The sequence below is a fragment of the Microtetraspora malaysiensis genome (assembly GCF_001528665.1).
Lineage (GTDB): Bacteria > Actinomycetota > Actinomycetes > Streptosporangiales > Streptosporangiaceae > Microtetraspora_A > Microtetraspora_A malaysiensis.
The window spans coordinates 1-15,773 of sequence record NZ_BBYJ01000043.1 but is presented as its reverse complement, the minus strand read 5'-3'; the positions used below and the strand labels follow the sequence as shown (position 1 = coordinate 15,773).

The window sequence follows — 15,773 nt, the reverse complement described above, 5'->3', positions numbered from 1 at the left end:
CTTCCGGCGCGCCGATCCCGCGGGGCCGAATCGTTGTGATCCCCGACCGGTGAGGCGTTGACTTCGGCTGTCCTGATTCAACACGCTCTATGGGATTCCGTGTGGTGAAGGAGGGCTTCCGTGACCGGCCTGCGGGTCCTGGCGGTGGACGACGAGCAGCCCGCCCTGGAGGACGTGGCATACCTGCTCAGGGCGGATCCGCGCATCGGCGAGGTGCTGACCGCCCGTGACGGCGCGGCGGCGCTGAAGCTGCTCGACCGCGCGATGGCCGAGGGCAGGCCCGTGGACGCGGTCTTCCTCGACATCCGGATGCGCGGGCTCGACGGCGTCGTGCTCGGCCGGCTCCTCGCCCAGTTCACCCGGCCGCCGAAGATCGTGTTCGTCACCGCGTACGAGGACCACGCGGTGGACGCGTTCGAGCTGAAGGCCGAGGACTACCTCCTCAAACCGGTCCGTCCCGAGCGGCTGGCCGAGGCGATCCGGCGGGTGTGCGGCAGCCGTACGGAGCCGGAGACCGGCTCGCAGGCGGACACGATCCCGGTCGAGCTGGGCGGGGTGACCCGGTTCGTGGCCAGCACCGAGGTCCGGTACGTCGAGGCGCGCGGCGACTACGCCCGGCTGCACACCGCGACCGGGAGCCACCTCGTACGCATCCCGCTCGCCGCGCTGGAGGAGCGCTGGGCGACCGCCGGGTTCGTCCGGGTCCACCGCAGCCACCTGGTCGCGCTCAGGCACATCGACGAGCTGCGCATCGACTCCGGCCGGTGCGTGGTGCGGATCGGCGACACGGAGATCCCCGTCAGCCGCCGGCACACCCGCGAGCTGCGCGACCTGCTGGTGCGGCGCGCGCGCAAGGCCGGGCCGCGATGACCGAGAAGCGGATCTCCGACCTGCTGCGGGTGAGCCGGTCGGCCGCCGACGCGGAGCGGCCCCGCCGGGTCGCCGTCACCAGCCCCCGCGCCGCCGCCGCCCGGCGTCCGCGCCGCCCGCTCACCACCGAGATCGACGAGCAGACGCGGGTCGGCGAGGTCTACATGGCCTCGCTGGTGCGGACCCAGTTCCGGCTGGCGCTGTTCGTCTGCACCGTGCTCGGCTGCGTCGTCGGCGGCCTGCCGCTGCTGTTCCTGCTGGTGCCGGAGCTGCGCTCGGCCGACCTGCTCGGCGTGCCGCTGCCCTGGCTGGTGCTCGCCGGGCTCATCTACCCCGCGTTCGTCGTCGGCGCCTGGTTGTACGTACGGCAGGCCGAACGGAACGAGCGCCACTTCGCCGAGCTGATGGACCGCGAGTGAGCGGAGCGCGGCGGTGAGCCCCGCCTACGGCGTGACCGCGGTGGTGCTGGTCCTGCTCGCGGCGGTCCTGATCGGGGCCTTCGGCATCCGGGTGTCCCGGACGACCTCGGACTTCTACGTCGCCTCGCGCACGGTGTCGCCGCTGTGGAACGCGTCGGCGATCGGCGGCGAGTACCTCTCGGCGGCCTCGTTTCTCGGGGTCGCCGGGCTGATCCTCACCTACGGCGCGGACATGCTGTGGCTCCCGGTCGGCTGGACCGGCGGCTACCTCGTGCTGCTCGTGCTCGTGTCGGCCCCGCTGCGCAGGTCGGGGGCGTACACGCTGCCGGACTTCGCCGAGGCGCGGCTGGAGTCGATGGTGGTACGGCGCGCCTCCAGCGTGCTCGTGGTGTTGATCGGCTGGCTCTATCTGATGCCGCAGTTCCAGAGCGCCGGGCTGGTCTTCCAGACGGTGACGGGCGCGCCGACCTGGGCCGGGGGGCTGCTCGTGGCGGTGGTGGTCGCCCTCAACGTGCTGTCCGGCGGCATGCGGTCGATCACGTTCGTCCAGGCGTTCCAGTACTGGCTCAAGCTGACCGCGATGGCGGTGCCGCTGGTCTTCATGCTGATCGCCTGGCGGTCCGGCGGCTCGCCCGGCCTGCCGCCCGGCGACCCGTGGGCGCTGCCGCTGCACGGGCGGGAGCACCCGGTCTACGCGACGTACTCGCTGATCATGGCGACGTTCCTCGGCACGATGGGGCTGCCGCACGTGCTGGTGCGGTTCTACACCAACCCCGACGGCCGGGCCGCCCGCCGGACCACGCTGCTGGTGCTCACGCTGCTCGGCGCGTTCTATCTGATGCCCGCCGCGTACGGATACCTCGGCCGGGTCTACGGGCTGCCCGCCACGGATGCCGTCGTCCTCACCCTGCCCGGGCGGCTCATCGGCGGGACGGCGGGGGAGCTGCTGACGGCGCTGGTGACGGCGGGGGCGTTCGCCGCGTTCCTCTCGACGTCGTCCGGGCTGGCCGTGTCGGTCGCGGGGGTGATCGCCCAGGACCTCATGGGCGGCGGGGTGCGGCCGTTCCGCATGGCGACGGTCCTCGCGGTGACGGTGCCGTTCGCGCTGGCGGGCCTGGCGCGGACGCTCCCGGTGGCCGACGTGGTGGGGCTGGCGTTCGCGGTCGCGGCGTCCTCGTTCTGCCCGCTGCTCGTGCTCGGCATCTGGTGGCGTCGGCTCACCACGGTCGGCGCGCTGGCCGGGCTCCTCACCGGAGGCGGGCTGGCCTGCGGCGCGGGCGTCGTCACCATCGTCGGCGGGCCGTACTCGGGCTGGGTGGAGGCGCTGCTGGCTCAGCCGGCGGCGTGGAGCGTGCCGATCTCCTTCACCGTCATGATCGTGGTGTCGCTGCTGACGCCGTCCCGGGTGCCGAGGAACGTGGCCAGGACCATGGTCCGGCTGCACACCCCCGAGGTCCTCGACGTGGACCGGGGTGACTGGCGGCCGCGCTCCGTCTGACCGTTCGTCGCCCGTCCTCGCCCGTCCTCGCCCGTCCTCGTCCGGCGTCCGTTCTCGTGCGTCCTCGTCCGTCCCGGTACGCCGATCGACCGCCGCGGCGGCCGAGCGCTGGGCGGGATGTCCGACCGCTCGGCGCATTGATGGGACCATTCATCGCACGCCGCACCTGCTTGACCGCCGCGAGGCGGCGGCTCACCGACGAGAGGGCGTGGGCGTCTCGTCAGGGCCGCGCCCCCCTCCTACGCTCTGCGTGATCCAGATCACAGCCGTGGGAGGTCGTGTGACGACTCGGCAACATGACGCGTCCGTTTATGAAGAGATACAGACGAGCGAGCGGTTCCGCGAGCTGCGGAGCCGGTTCCGGCGCTGGGTCTTCCCCATGACCGTCGCGTTCCTCGCGTGGTACGTGCTTTATGTCATCATGTCGGGCTTCGCCCGTGGCTTCATGGGCACGAAGCTGTTCGGCAACATCAACGTGGCCCTTGTCTTCGGCATCCTGCAGTTCGTCTCGACGTTCCTGATCGCCTGGGCCTACTCGCGGCACGCCGCGCGGAAGCTGGACCCGCTGGCCGACGAGCTGCGTCACGAGGTCGAGGAGAAGACCGCCGCATGAGACACGAGACTCTCTCGACGATCCTTTTCGTCTTCTTCGTCGCCGGGACGCTCGGCATCACCTTCTGGGCCAGCCGCAACACGAAGACCGCCGCGGACTACTACGCGGGCGGCCGCTCGTTCAGCGGCCTGCAGAACGGGCTGGCGATCGGCGGCGACTACATGTCGGCTGCGTCCTTCCTCGGCATCGCCGGCATCATCGCGCTCTCGGGCTACGACGGGTTCCTCTACTCGATCGGGTTCCTCGTCGCCTGGCTGGTGGCCCTGCTGCTGGTCGCCGAGCTGATGCGCAACTCCGGCAAGTTCACGATGGCCGACGTGCTCGCCTTCCGGATGAGCCCGCGCCCGGTGCGTACGGCGGCCGGGGTGTCCACGATCGTGGTCAGCATCTTCTACCTGCTCGCCCAGATGGTCGGCGCGGGCGCGCTCGTCGGCCTGCTGCTCGGCATCCATTCCGAGGCCGGCAAGATCTGGACGATCATCGGGGTCGGCCTGCTGATGATCATCTACGTGGTCTTCGGCGGTATGAAGGGCACCACCTGGGTGCAGATCGTCAAGGCCGTCCTGCTGATGACCGGCGCGGCCCTGATCACCCTGCTCGTGCTCGGCAAGTTCGGCTTCAACCTGTCCAGCCTGCTGGGCGAGGCGGCCGAGAAGAGCGGCAAGGGCCAGGCGCTCCTCGAACCCGGTCTGAAGTACGGCACCGAGGCGCAGGGCATCGCCGGGAAGATCGACCTGATCAGCCTCGGCCTGGCGCTCGTCCTCGGCACGGCCGGCCTGCCGCACATCCTGATCCGCTTCTACACCGTGCCCACCGCCCGGGACGCCCGCAAGTCCGTCCAGTGGGGCATCGGCCTCATCGGCGTGTTCTACCTGTTCACGCTGGTGCTCGGGTTCGGCGCGGCGGCGCTGGTCGGCGGCAAGGCGATCACGGAGCAGGACAAGGCGGGCAACACCGCCGCGCCGCAGCTCGCCGAGGCGATCGGGCGGGAGATCTTCGGCGAGGTGGGCGGCACCATCCTGCTCGCGGTCATCGCGGCGGTCGCGTTCGCCACGATCCTGGCCGTGGTCGCCGGTCTGACCCTGGCCTCCTCGTCCAGCTTCGCGCACGACCTGTACGCCCACGTGTTCAAGCGGGGCAACGTCACCGAGCGCCAGGAGGTCGTGGTCGCCCGGATCTCCGCGTTCGTGATCGGCGCGGTCGCGATCGGGCTGAGCATCTTCGCGCAGTCGCTGAACGTGGCCTTCCTGGTCGCGCTGGCCTTCGCCGTGGCCGCCTCGGGCAACCTGCCGGCGATCCTCTTCAGCCTGTTCTGGAAGAGGTTCAACACCGCCGGCGCGGTGTCCGCGATCTACGGCGGTTTGGTCACGTCCGTCCTGCTCGTGGTGTTCTCGCCGGTGGTCTCCGGCGCGCCGACGGCGATGTTCCCCGACGTGGACTTCCACTGGTTCCCGCTGTCGAACCCGGGCATCGTCTCGATCCCGGTCGGCTTCCTCGCCGGATACCTCGGGACGATCCTCAGCAAGGAGTACAACGCGTCCAAGTACGCCGAGATCGAGGTCCGCTCGCTGACCGGTGTCGGCGCGGAGAAGGCCTCCGAGCACTGAGCGCGCACTGAACAAAACGCGGTGACCGGACCTCCGGCCATACCCCTCGGGGACGGCGCCGCGCATCCGGGACGCCCCCGGTGGCGGTCATGGCGGTTGCCTTCGGGCAGAACACCGAGGACGTCCCGGACCCGGGTCGGGCCCGGTCGCGGGTGGCGTAGCGCCCCGCGGCCGGGCCGTCTCGTCTCTGCCGCCCCTCTGTCGTGGCCGGGCCGCAGATCGCGCGGACCGCGGTGCCGCGCTGGGCCGTCGCCTGAGGTTCGAGGCGGTACCCGCCGACCTGGCACGATCACAGATGCTCGCGGACGGCCGACCCGCGGCGCTGGTAGAGGCATTGATCGCGGCCGCGAAGCACCGGCCGGACTCCGATCGTGTCACCGACACCGTGGAGCGGCTCACCGGCCGCCCGCCCGGCACGTTCGCGCAGTGGGCCGCCGACCACGCCCCCGAGTTCCGCTGACCGTCCGGGCGGGTTGACCGCGCACGGAGATCCTCAGTGGCGTTCCGGGTCGAAAACGCGCGGAGCGGCACCGGGACGGCCGGGACCGAAGGGTCAACTGTCCGTTGCGTAATGGTACGCCGGATCCCGCGTGGTTATCGTCGGATCCGTGTACCGGCAGACGGCCAGAACCCGGATTCTCGACGCGGCCGAGGAGCTCTTCTCGGGCGGCGGGTACGACGCGACCCCGACGGCGCGGATCGCGGAGCTGGCCGGGGTGCCCAAGGGTCTGCTCTTCCACTACTTTCCCCGCAAGATCGATGTCCTGATCTCGCTGGTGGACGAGCGGACCCTGGTCACCGAGCACGACGCCGAGGACACCGAGGACGCCGTGGAGCGCGGGGCGGCGGCCGCGCCGGGCGACGCCGCCGGGGCCCTGTCCCGGCTGGCCCGCAGGCTGCCGCTGCACGCCTCGCCCGCCATGCGGCGGATCCTGTTCCGCGAGGCCGACACGCACCTCTCGGTGCGGGAACGGCTCGGCCGCCTGAACGCGGAGATCATCAACCGGGCGCGGTTCGCCCTCGAACTCGCCATGCTCGGCGGTCGCGGCGACGCGGCCCGGCTGGAGGCGGCCGCCGCCACGTTCGCCGCGGTCCTGCTCTATCAGGAGAGCATCTGCCAGCTCACCGGCCACCACATCGATCCGGACGCGGTCGCCGAGCTGATCGCGCACGCGATGGGCTGACCCCCGCGACCGGCGGCCGACCTCGTCGGTCGCCTCAGGCGGGGATCTTCTCCACGGCATCGGGCTCGGCCGTGCCGGGGTCCGGCGCCGCCCGCCCGGCGCCCTCCGCCGCCCCGGGCTGTCGCTGCGCCGGGCCCGGCTCCTCCGGCTCCATCGCCGCCGATTCCCGCTCGGCGGCCCGCTCACGCTTGGCCAGCGTGGTCAGCTCCTCCATCGCCTCGTCGATGTGCCCGATGAGGCTCCACACGTCCGAGACCCGCGTCGGGCAGGCCACGACGCCGAGGTCGAGCCGTCCGTCGTAGGAGATGCAGGTGATGCTGAGCGCGCCCGTCACGTCGGTCAACACGGACATCGGGTAGTACGACAGCACCCGCGCCCCGCACAGGTAGAGCGGGAACGGCGGTCCGGGCACGTTGGACACGATCAGGTTGACGCCGGTGCCCACCATGCCCGCCAGGCGGAACAGGGCCGGCGTCGCCAGCGCGGAGAACGGCGCGGGGAACAAGGCGCACACGTCGTTGAGCCAGGTCGCGGGCGACACCGCGAACCGCCGCTTGGCCGCCAGCATGGCCGAGCGCACCGTCGACAGCCGTTCCTTCGGGCACTCGATGTTCGTCGCCAGCGGGGTGATCATGGCGGAGATCTGGTTGCCGATCGTCTCGCTGCCGCGCGCCGTACGGACGGCCACGGGGACCGCCGCGATGAGCGGCTGGTCGGGCAGCGCGTCACAGGAGATCAGCCAGCGGCGCAGCGCCGACGCGCACAAGGTCATGACGACGTCGTTCACGCTCATCCCGAAGGTGCGGGAGACCCGCCGGATCTCTTCCAGGGGGATCGAGCCGAAGGCGAAGCTCCGCTCGCCGGAGATGACCCCGTTGAACGGCGTACGCGGGGCGGCCAGCGGCGGCAGCTCCGGCCGGGGCCGTTCGTCGCCGAGCAGCCGCCGCGTCGCGCGGGCGATCATCCGGGCCCCCGGCAGGGCCGAGGCGAGGGGGATGGCGTCGAGGTCGGCCACCGCCCGGGTGAACGACCGCAGCGCCGCGACCGGATGGACGACCGAGCGGGCCAGCCCGCCCGCCAGCAGGCCGATCTGCTCCGGCGTCTGCTCCGCCGGGATCTCCGGAGGCGTCTCGACCAGGCGAGGCTCGGGGGAGAGGTCCATCAGGGAGGCGAGGATCTCGGCGCCGGACACCCCGTCGATGGCGCAGTGATGGACCTTCGTGTAGAGCGCCACCCGCCCGTCCGGCAGGCCGTGGATCAGGTGCATCTCCCACAGCGGCCGGCTCCGGTCCAGCCGGCGCGCGTGGATGCCCGCGACGTGCTCGGCGAGCTGGTCGTCGTCGCCGGGGGCCGCCAGCGTCGACTCGTACACGTGCTCGCGCAGGTCCAGGTCGGCGTCCTCGATCCAGTACGGCCGGTCGAGCGCGAGCGGCACGTCGGCGATCCGCATCCGCAGGGGAGGAGCGAGGTGAATCCGCTCGCGCAGCAGGTTGATCAAGCCGTCGCGGGTGACCGTACCGGTGGGAGCGCACGCCGGGTCGAGGATCGCCACGCCCCCGACATGCGACGCGGTGGTGTGCGACTCCGCGCTCAGAAACTGCGTGTCGAGTGCCGTGAGCTGGCGCATCAGTGATCCTTCCTGCTCTCCTCCGCGCTCCGGTGGCGGACGATCATCGCCTGCTCCCGGAGTGTGACCATCATCTCCGTGCCGGGTTACCGGCGCGTTTCCTGCGCGTCTCCGGGGAGATTTGGGCCGCGCATGACCCCGGCATGGGGCCCGGGACAGGCCACCGGAGCGGGACCTGTGCAGGTCGGACGCGCCTGACCTCTCCTGATGCAGGTGAGGTGGCCTTGTGGTGACATTCCCGTGGGCCCGCTCGTCTAGTGCCGTGATCAGCCAACCTTTGCCGGGGTTGGGGGTGAGGATCTCATTCGGGCCCCGGTGGTTCCCTTCCGCTCCCTCGATTCCCTCGATCCCGGTGAACGCGTGCGGACAGGGACCTAGCCGATCACCGTGACCGGATGCCGCACGATCCCGTCGTAGAGATAGCCGAACGTGTTGTGCGGGGTGTGCTCCGGCTGGGTGGCCCCGGTCTCGTCCGTGGCCCGCGCCATCAGGACGTACCGGCCGGGATCGCGAGGGAACCAGGCGATGTGCCACGGCGTCCAGCCGGCCGCGGGGGCGCGGCCCCGGCTCACGGCGCGCTGCCACGACCGCCCTCCGTCGACGCTGACCTCGACCCGTACGATCCGCCCGGTGCCCGACCATGACCGGCCGCGCAGGATGTGCCGCTGCCCGGCCTGGAGCGCCGCGTTCCAGGGCAGCTCGAACGCGCTCTTGACCACCTGGGTGGTCAACGGCTCCTCAGATCGGCCCGGGCCGAACATCCGGTAGAGGTCGGTACTCCAGGGCGAGGACAGCGGGGCGGTGGAGACCTCGATGTCGCCCACCCACTTGATCGAGGCGATCCCGGTCCAGCCGGGGACGACCAGCCGCGCGGGGAAGCCGTGGTCGGGCGGCAGCCGCTCGCCGTTCATCTCGTACGCGAGGAGCACGTCGTCCAGGGCCTTGGCGATCGGGAGCGGGCGGCGCACGTGGCCGAGGTTCACGCCGTTGTCGACGTACTCGGGGTCGAGGCCGGTGGGCAGGACGTCCACGGCGTCGCCGCGGAGCCCGGCCAGGGCGAGGAGCGTGGACAGCGGCACGCCGCGCCAGCGGGCGACGCCGATGGCGCCGAGCCGCCACGGCGTGCCGGGGGCACCCTGTCCCTGCTGCGTGGCGAAGAGGGAGCGCCCGTTCCCCGCGCACTCGATCGCCACGTCCGCGGTCCGCGTCGGCAGGGTGAGCAGTTCGTCGTACGTGAATTCGCGGGGACGGCGCAGCCCTGACCCGTGCAACCTGAGCCGCCAGGTGGCGGCGTCGATCCGCGGGGTCGAGGTGTGGTTCCGGACGAAGAAGCGGTCGCCCGGCACGTGGTAGCCCCGGCCGCGCATCGCCTCCCAGCGCATCTCGGCACAGGAGCCGTGGATGTCGAACAGTTCGGGAGGCAGCGGCTTGACGATGGCCCGCTCCGCCTCGTCGTCTCCGGACAGCCCGTCGGGGCCGGCGGATGCTTCGCCGCCGGGGTGGGCGCCGGTACGGGGGGAGGGGAGTGACGGAGTGCGGTGGGTCTCCTCGCGCGGGTGCGGAATGCCGGACCCGGAGACGGACGCGCCGGTCAGGTCATCAAGAGCCATGGTGGACCACCCCTCCTTGAATTTCCTATTTACCTACTAGGAAACCATTGAATCAGCGAGTGCGGGATGTCAACGGGGGGCGTGCCGTTGGTCCACCAGGATTGCGCGCCCGCGGACCGCGTCAGGTGAGCGGGTTCCAGGCGGACCTCGTCCTGTCGGTGGAACTCGTCGAGGAGGCGGCCGATGACGGCACGGGCGCCGCCGTGATCGATGTCGGCGGCGGCGCGACCCTACTTCCGCCCGCTTCCCTGCCGCGGCGACCACGGCAGATAGCCGGCGCCGATCGCGATGAGGCAGCCGAGGGCCGCGTCCGCGGGACGGATCGCGAGCAGGTACGGCGACGCCTGCCCGCCGTCGGCCTGCACCAGCAGCATCACCAGCGGCGTCATCACGGCCGCATAGACGGCAGGGGCGCGGGTGCGCAGCGCCGGCCGCGCCCCGGCCAGCCCGGTCAGGACCAGAAGGAACGCCCAGAACGGCAGCGGCCGGAGCAGGAGGGCGGTGCCGGCGAGCGCCCCGGCCGCCGTTCCCGCCGCCCTTTCCGCTGCCCTCCGTACGGCGCCGTCCAACCGGGGCCGCACCACGATGACCACTGTCACGGCGATCCAGTACGCCTTCGGGTCGCCCCACAATGTCGCCAGGGTCTCGGCCGCCGCGAGGCAGAGCGTCAGCCGTGCCGGGTAGTGCCATGACCGCGCCGTCCGTAGGTACCGGAACCGGCGTGCGTACGCTGTCACGCGGGCGAGGCCGGTGCGGAGGGCCTTCCCGCGCTCGGGTACGGCTGGGCGGGTGGTGGCGTTTTCTGCCGCGACCTCCGCCGAAGCGGTGCCCGGCACCGCGGAAACGGTGCCGCGCCGTCCTCTCCGGGTGCGGACGACAGTTGCCGCCGCGGCTCTGACGGCGACGGCCCACAACGCTCCGGCGGCGTACAGCACCGCGACTGTCGGAGGGCCGACCGCTGGGCCGAGCCCGGTCGTGATCACCATCAGGGTGACGAACCGGACGCCCGCCGCCACGGCGGAGCGACTGAGGCCGCAGGACAGGCTCACCACGAGGGCGGTCGCGGTGACTCCCACTGCCGTGCCCCAGCCGTGGCCGGCCAGGGCGGCGCCGGCAAATCCCGCCAAGGTCGTGATCAGGACCGTCGGGATCCCCGCTGAAATGCTCGTCGAGATCGGCGCCCACGGCCCGGCCCTGTTCGTCGCGGGGGCTGGGACGGTGACCGGGGAAGCGTCCGGCGCACTGCCGCCCGAGGTCATCGCGCCGAGGGCCGCGAGCATCCCCGCCCCCATATGGTCGGTGAGCGCGCCCGCCAGTACCGGACCGCACATGCCGGCGGCCCCGGCGAGCATCGGGCCGATGGGGAGAGCGCGGTACGCGGCCCGGGGTGACCTGTCCCGCTGTGCCTTCGTGGTCGTCACCGCACCCCCAGGAACGATCGGCGAATGCTACGCAGATCTTACTAATATGTGCTTCTAAAAAGCACATGATCCTGTTTTTTGCTACGCGCTATCGTACTAACTGTGCATAATGAGGAACTGTTGGCCACGGCGGCGGAGCTGCGCCGCTCGTCCACCCGGCTCAGCCGCCGACTGCGCGCCGAGCGTCACGGCGACGGGGTCGGCGCGCTGGGCTTCTCGCTGCTCGGGCGGCTGTACCGGCACGGGCCGATGACGGCCGGGGAACTCGCCGAGTCGGAACGGCTGCAACCCCAGTCGCTCACCCGGACCCTCGCGACCCTGGAGGAGAAGCGACTCGTCACCAGGTCACGCGCGTCCGGGGATCGCCGGCGCCATCAGATCGCCCTGACAGAGGAGGGCGCCGACGTACTCATGCGGTACGCGCAGGAGTCCGACGCGTGGCTGGCCCAGAGGATGGCACGCGAGCTCACCCCGACCGAACGCGGGCTCCTGCGCCTGGCCGCCGGCCTGCTGGACCGGCTGGTGAGCGGCGACGGCGAGGGCCGGGAGGCGGACGGCTCCTCCTGAATCATGTGAAGGCGGGCCGGCCCTGGCCGCAGGACCGGCACACCCCCCTCGTGCGGTAGTGGTAGCCGACGGCCGCGAGCCCCATCGCCAGTCCCATGATCAGGAACCAGGCGTAGATCACGTCGAACACCCACAGCGAGACGCCCTTCATCGACACCTGTGCGATGCCGAGCACGGTCGCGATCCGGTAACCGATGCCCAGGATTCCGACCGGGACCAGCATCACGCAGCCGACGAACGCGGCCGTGAGCGGCAGCCAGCGCGGCATCCGCAGCGGAGGCCGCCAGGTGCGGGCGAAGCCCAGCCCGAGAGCCATCCCGATCAGCGCCAGCAGGGCCGTGTCGCCCATCCCCGACGACCACAGCCGAACCTCCCCGAACGCGTGGGGATCGTCGAGCCCGATGGTGCCGCCGAGGCCCCACTGGGCCTTCAGCGCGCCGTATCCCGCGGCGAGTGCCACCGTCGCGTACCCGGCTCCTACGCTCAGCCTGTCCCACATCCTCCGACCCTCGCCGGCGGTGGCCGTGGGCACGGACAGGCGCCCGCACCGCCGGCACGCGCAGCGGGCGCGGCGGTGGCGCCGTACGGCGGAGACGAGCAGCGCCGTGCCGACGACGAGCGCGGCAGCGCGGGCGGCGGTCATCGGCCAGTCGAGCGGCAGCTGGACCGCCTCTTCGGCCCCGGTGACCGACGAGAGGGCCGCCATGACCACTCCGACGATGTCGAAGGCGATCCCGGTCGCCCCGAAACCGGCCAGCCCAACACCCGCCATGGCCGCGGCGACGGTGGCCGCCGCATGGGGTCTCGTTGTCTTCATGGCCTCAGCCTGGCGGCGCGGCGCGGGCCGATCCTCCCCGTCCAGCGGGACTCCGCTCCCTCCGGAGAGGGATGAGCGTCCTCGTGGGGCCGCGGCTCTCGTGGAGCGCGGTGCCGCGCCGCTCTAGCGGCCGAGGAAGGCGAGCAGGCGGTCCAGCGGCCAGGTGTTGATCACGTCGTCGGGGGTCAGCCAGGCCCGCTGGGCGACGCCGACCCCGAACTTCAGATTGGCCAGATGCGGGATCGCGTGCGAGTCGCTGTCGATCGAGAACCTCACCCCGTGGTGGCGGGCACGCCGGACCAGGTCGGACGGGAGGTCGGCCCGGTCCGGGAACGAGTCGATCTCCATGGCGGTCCCGGTGCGCGCCGCCGCCCGGAAGACCGCGTCCCAGTCGGCGTCCACCGGGGGTCGCTTGCCGATCTTGCGGGTGGTCGGGTGGCCGATGATGTGGACGTTCGGGTTCTCGCAGGCGGTGATGAAGCGGCGGGTCATCTCGTCGCGGCTCTGCCCGAAGTGGGAATGGACGGACGCGACGCAGATGTCGAACCCCTCCAGAACCTCGGCCGGCCAGTCCACCGATCCGTCGGGGCCGATGTTGAGCTCGGTGCCGTGCAGCAGCCGCATGCCGGGATATCGCCCCTGCAGCGCGGCGATCTGGGCCCGCTGCTGGAGCGCTTTCTCCAGGGTCATCCGCTGCATGAACAGCTCGGGCGCGTGGTCGGTGACGGCGTAGTAGGCGTAACCCCGGCCGGCCGCCGCGGCCACCATGTCGTCGAGCGAGGCGATGCCGTCGGTCAGATTCGTGTGCGTGTGCAGGTCGCCCTTGATGTCGCCCAGCTCGACCAGACGGGGGATCCGGCCGTCGAGCGCCGCCTTGACCTCGCCGCCGTCCTCGCGCAGCGTCGGCGGCACCCATTCCATGCCGAGCGCGCGGTAGATGTCCTCCTCGGTCTCCGAGGCGATGACGTCGTCCTCGCCGTCGAACAGGCCGTACTCGGAGAGCTTCCACCCCTTCTTGACGGCGATCTCGCGGATGCGGACGTTGTGCTCCTTCGACCCCGTGAAGTAGACGAGCGCGGCGCCCCACGACTCCGCCGGGACCAGGCGTAGGTCCACCTGGATGCCGCGGTCGGTCCGGACCGAGGTCTTGCGGTCGCCGCGCGCGATCACCTCGGTGACGTACGGCTGCGCCACGAAGGTGGCCATCAGCTCGACCGGGCCGACGGCGAGGATGTCCACGTCGCCGATCGTCTCGCGCATCCGCCGCAGCGAACCGGCGTACGCGATGCGCTCGGCGGGCAGCGAGGCGATGACCCTTTCGGCCAGATCCATGGCGATGCCGATGTGGACCCGCCGGGCCGACTGCTCCAACTGCTCGACCCCTTTGAGCAGGTTTTCCGCGGTCTTCGGGCCGAATCCGCGCAGCCCGGCCAACCGGCCGCCCCTGATCGCCTCGGCGAGGGCGGCGGGGGAGTCGACGCCGAGCTCCTGGAACAGGAACAGCGCCTTCTTCGGCCCCAGCGAGGGGACCCTCGTGAGCTCGCGCACTCCGTCGGGCACGACGGCGCGCAGCTCGTCGAGCTGGCGGAAGCTGCCCCGCTGGAGGAACTCATCGACCTTCTTGGCGATCGCCTCGCCCACCCCCGGGATCTTCCGCGGATCCGTCTCGCGGAGGTCCTCCGGGTAGCCGGCGATCGACTTCGCCGCCTTCTGGTAACTGCGGACGCGGAACGCGTCCCCGCCGTTCAGCGCGAAAAGCTCCGCGTATTCCTCGATCGCGGCAGCCGCGTCATCGTTCGACCGACCCATGCCCTGCAGCGTACGGCGTGCCCCCGACAATCTTCGACGCCGCCACGGACGGCCAGGGCGGGCGCCGCGAGGAGGCCCGCCGGGACCGAGGCGCCCCCGGGGACGTTGCTCCGTGGGCGTCGGCTGTCTGCTTCACTGGCCGTTCGCTTCACTGGCCCAGCGAACGGCCAGTGAAGCGAACGGCCAAGAGCCGGGCGGCGTCGCCGAGGCCCGATGCCGCCCGCATCGGGCGCTCGCCCTGTGCGTCTCGAACGACGACCGGCTCGGGCAGGACCGGGCCGGACGCACGCTCGACATCAGAAAATGATCGTACGCGGGAGGTACGGCTCGGAGAGGAAGGCGAGCTCCTTCTCACTCAGGGCCAGATCCACCGCGGCGACGGCGTCGTCCACGTGCCGCTCCTTGGTGGCGCCCACGATCGGGGCGGTCACGCCCGGCTGGTGGAGCAGCCACGCCAGCGCCACCTGAGCCGGAGGCACCTCGTGCTCACGCGCCGTCTCGACCACCCGCTCGATGATCGCGGCATCTCCCGCGCCCCCATAGAGCTGCTCCTGGCGCGCGCCGTCCCCGACCTGGCGTGCGGTGTCGGCCGGGGCGCCGGCGCGGGCGAGCAGGCCGCGAGCGAGCGGGCTCCACGGGATCAGGCCGATGCCCTGGTCACGGCACAGCGGGATCATCTCCCGCTCCTCTTCTCTGTAGACGAGGTTGTAGTGCGGCTGCATGGCGACGAATTTGGTCCAGCCGTTGCGTTCGGCTGTGTGCTGGGCCTTGGCGAACTGCCAGGCGTACATGGAGGAGGCGCCGATGTAGCGGGCCTTTCCGGCGCGGACGACGTCGTGAAGGGCCTCCATCGTTTCCTCGATCGGGGTCTCGTCGTCCCAGCGGTGGATCTGGTAGAGGTCGACGTAGTCGGTGCCGAGGCGGCGTAGCGAGGCGTCGATCGCGGCGTGGATGTGTTTGCGGGACAGCCCCCAGTCGTTGGGGCCGGTGCCCATGGGGAAGTAGACCTTGGTGGCGAGGACGTAGTCCTCGCGGCGGGGGAATATGGCGCGCAGGAGGTTGCCGGTGACCTCTTCACTGACACCCTGGGAGTAGACGTCCGCGGTGTCGAAGAAGGTGACGCCGTTGTCGGCGGCCTTGCGGACGATGGGTTCGGCCTGGTCCTGGGGGAGTACCCAGCCGCCCCATTTGTCGGGGTCGCCGTAGCTCATCATGCCGAGGCAGATCCTGCTGACTTTGAGTCCGGTGGTGCCGAGCCGTACGTAATCCATGCCGATCACCCTAGGTTCCGTCCGGTCGCGGTGAACATACGGGCTTTACAGCGTCGTTGGAAGCCCGCGGAAGCTCATGTCGTTGTGAGCGCTTTCGCCGCGCGTCACCAGCTGCCGAAGGAGGAACATTTGCCCCAACTCGATCGGCAGCCTAATGATCTGCGAGAGTCCGCCTCCAACGAGACAGGTCACCGGTGCCAGGACGAAGGACCCCGCCGGCTCACCGCATGCCTGCGGACGGCTTCGACGTGCATGACGGATCGCGCTCGCCGGTCACGGATGGCTGTTCAGTGGTGGTTGGTTACTGTCTGTCGGTCCAGCGTCGGGGGCGGAGCTTGGAATACCGGTGGAACCGCATCGACACGGTCCCGTCCCCTTGGTCGATCACTTCTACCCGGTCGGGGTGGCGGGACTTCCACTTGTTGTCCGCGGCGCACAGTGGTGCGAGGTTGTCCAGGTT

14 protein-coding genes are annotated in these 15,773 nt (G+C 71.3%); 8 read left to right on the top strand and 6 right to left on the bottom strand.

The genetic code is table 11. The features are described 5' to 3' along the window. Window positions 1-120 precede the first annotated feature (120 nt). The 7 genes from AWQ71_RS37920 to AWQ71_RS37895 all read left to right on the top strand — a co-directional run bounded on the left by AWQ71_RS37920 (window position 121) and on the right by AWQ71_RS37895 (window position 6,191). Entirely contained in the window at window positions 121-870 is a 750-nt protein-coding gene (locus tag AWQ71_RS37920; protein ID WP_067143684.1) for a LytR/AlgR family response regulator transcription factor, read from the top strand. Then, complete coding sequence (locus AWQ71_RS37915) at window positions 867-1,289, top strand: hypothetical protein (RefSeq protein ID WP_067143681.1); 423 nt, start codon at window positions 867-869, stop codon at window positions 1,287-1,289. The genes AWQ71_RS37920 and AWQ71_RS37915 overlap by 4 nt, the downstream gene beginning before the upstream one ends. A 13-nt stretch (window positions 1,290-1,302) precedes the next feature. Beyond that, window positions 1,303-2,787 (top strand): sodium/solute symporter, encoded by a 1,485-nt coding sequence (locus tag AWQ71_RS37910; RefSeq protein WP_067143678.1) that lies wholly within the window; start codon window positions 1,303-1,305, stop codon window positions 2,785-2,787. A 280-nt stretch (window positions 2,788-3,067) separates the two neighbouring features. Continuing rightward, the gene (locus AWQ71_RS37905) at window positions 3,068-3,400 is read left to right on the top strand and encodes a DUF485 domain-containing protein (RefSeq protein WP_084259756.1); all 333 of its coding nucleotides are present in this window, start codon (window positions 3,068-3,070) and stop codon (window positions 3,398-3,400) included. After that, window positions 3,397-5,007 carry a monocarboxylic acid transporter gene (locus tag AWQ71_RS37900; protein WP_067143675.1) on the top strand — a complete coding sequence of 537 codons (1,611 nt, stop codon included), beginning with the start codon at window positions 3,397-3,399 and terminating at the stop codon, window positions 5,005-5,007. Before AWQ71_RS37905 ends, AWQ71_RS37900 begins: the two co-directional genes overlap by 4 nt. Window positions 5,008-5,302: 295 nt before the next feature. Further along, a complete protein-coding gene (locus AWQ71_RS42365; RefSeq protein WP_174550792.1) occupies window positions 5,303-5,467 on the top strand; it encodes a hypothetical protein in 165 nt (54 codons plus the stop codon). Window positions 5,468-5,615: 148 nt separating this feature from the next. Beyond that, complete coding sequence (locus AWQ71_RS37895) at window positions 5,616-6,191, top strand: TetR/AcrR family transcriptional regulator (RefSeq protein ID WP_245658930.1); 576 nt, start codon at window positions 5,616-5,618, stop codon at window positions 6,189-6,191. Window positions 6,192-6,225: 34 nt separating this feature from the next. Here AWQ71_RS37895 and AWQ71_RS37890 read toward each other — a convergent pair whose 3' ends face one another. The 3 genes from AWQ71_RS37890 to AWQ71_RS37880 all read right to left on the bottom strand — a co-directional run bounded on the left by AWQ71_RS37890 (window position 6,226) and on the right by AWQ71_RS37880 (window position 10,849). After that, the gene (locus tag AWQ71_RS37890; protein WP_067143672.1) at window positions 6,226-7,818 is read right to left on the bottom strand and encodes a WS/DGAT/MGAT family O-acyltransferase; all 1,593 of its coding nucleotides are present in this window, start codon (window positions 7,816-7,818) and stop codon (window positions 6,226-6,228) included. Window positions 7,819-8,192: 374 nt separating this feature from the next. Then, window positions 8,193-9,428 carry a sulfite oxidase gene (locus AWQ71_RS37885; RefSeq protein WP_084259751.1) on the bottom strand — a complete coding sequence of 412 codons (1,236 nt, stop codon included), beginning with the start codon at window positions 9,426-9,428 and terminating at the stop codon, window positions 8,193-8,195. Between the two features lie 230 nt (window positions 9,429-9,658). After that, window positions 9,659-10,849 carry an FUSC family protein gene (locus tag AWQ71_RS37880; protein ID WP_084259750.1) on the bottom strand — a complete coding sequence of 397 codons (1,191 nt, stop codon included), beginning with the start codon at window positions 10,847-10,849 and terminating at the stop codon, window positions 9,659-9,661. A gap of 102 nt (window positions 10,850-10,951) precedes the next feature. Between AWQ71_RS37880 and AWQ71_RS37870 the strand changes: the two genes are divergently transcribed. Continuing rightward, window positions 10,952-11,416, top strand: a complete 465-nt coding sequence (locus AWQ71_RS37870) for a MarR family transcriptional regulator (protein ID WP_218002143.1) — start codon at window positions 10,952-10,954, stop codon at window positions 11,414-11,416. Window position 11,417: 1 nt separating this feature from the next. Here the strand turns inward: AWQ71_RS37870 and AWQ71_RS37865 are convergent, their stop codons facing one another. The 3 genes from AWQ71_RS37865 to AWQ71_RS37855 all read right to left on the bottom strand — a co-directional run bounded on the left by AWQ71_RS37865 (window position 11,418) and on the right by AWQ71_RS37855 (window position 15,313). After that, window positions 11,418-12,233, bottom strand: a complete 816-nt coding sequence (locus tag AWQ71_RS37865; protein ID WP_157570826.1) for a hypothetical protein — start codon at window positions 12,231-12,233, stop codon at window positions 11,418-11,420. A gap of 123 nt (window positions 12,234-12,356) precedes the next feature. Further along, entirely contained in the window at window positions 12,357-14,042 is a 1,686-nt protein-coding gene (gene polX, locus AWQ71_RS37860; protein ID WP_067143660.1) for a DNA polymerase/3'-5' exonuclease PolX, read from the bottom strand. 296 nt (window positions 14,043-14,338) lie between these two features. Next, a complete protein-coding gene (locus AWQ71_RS37855; RefSeq protein ID WP_067143734.1) occupies window positions 14,339-15,313 on the bottom strand; it encodes an aldo/keto reductase in 975 nt (324 codons plus the stop codon). Between the last annotated feature and the right edge of the window lie 460 nt (window positions 15,314-15,773).

Excerpts from the sequence above, each read along its gene's own strand:
- AWQ71_RS37915 (WP_067143681.1), top strand. The coding sequence starts at position 867 with ATGACCGAGAAGCGGATCTCCGACCTGCTGCGGGTGAGCCGGTCGGCC.
- AWQ71_RS37900 (WP_067143675.1), top strand. The coding sequence starts at position 3,397 with ATGAGACACGAGACTCTCTCGACGATCCTTTTCGTCTTCTTCGTCGCC.
- AWQ71_RS42365 (WP_174550792.1), top strand. The coding sequence starts at position 5,303 with ATGCTCGCGGACGGCCGACCCGCGGCGCTGGTAGAGGCATTGATCGCG.
- AWQ71_RS37890 (WP_067143672.1), bottom strand. The coding sequence starts at position 7,818 with ATGCGCCAGCTCACGGCACTCGACACGCAGTTTCTGAGCGCGGAGTCG.
- AWQ71_RS37885 (WP_084259751.1), bottom strand. The coding sequence starts at position 9,428 with ATGGCTCTTGATGACCTGACCGGCGCGTCCGTCTCCGGGTCCGGCATT.
- AWQ71_RS37865 (WP_157570826.1), bottom strand. The coding sequence starts at position 12,233 with ATGAAGACAACGAGACCCCATGCGGCGGCCACCGTCGCCGCGGCCATG.
- polX (WP_067143660.1), bottom strand. The coding sequence starts at position 14,042 with ATGGGTCGGTCGAACGATGACGCGGCTGCCGCGATCGAGGAATACGCG.
- AWQ71_RS37855 (WP_067143734.1), bottom strand. The coding sequence starts at position 15,313 with ATGGATTACGTACGGCTCGGCACCACCGGACTCAAAGTCAGCAGGATC.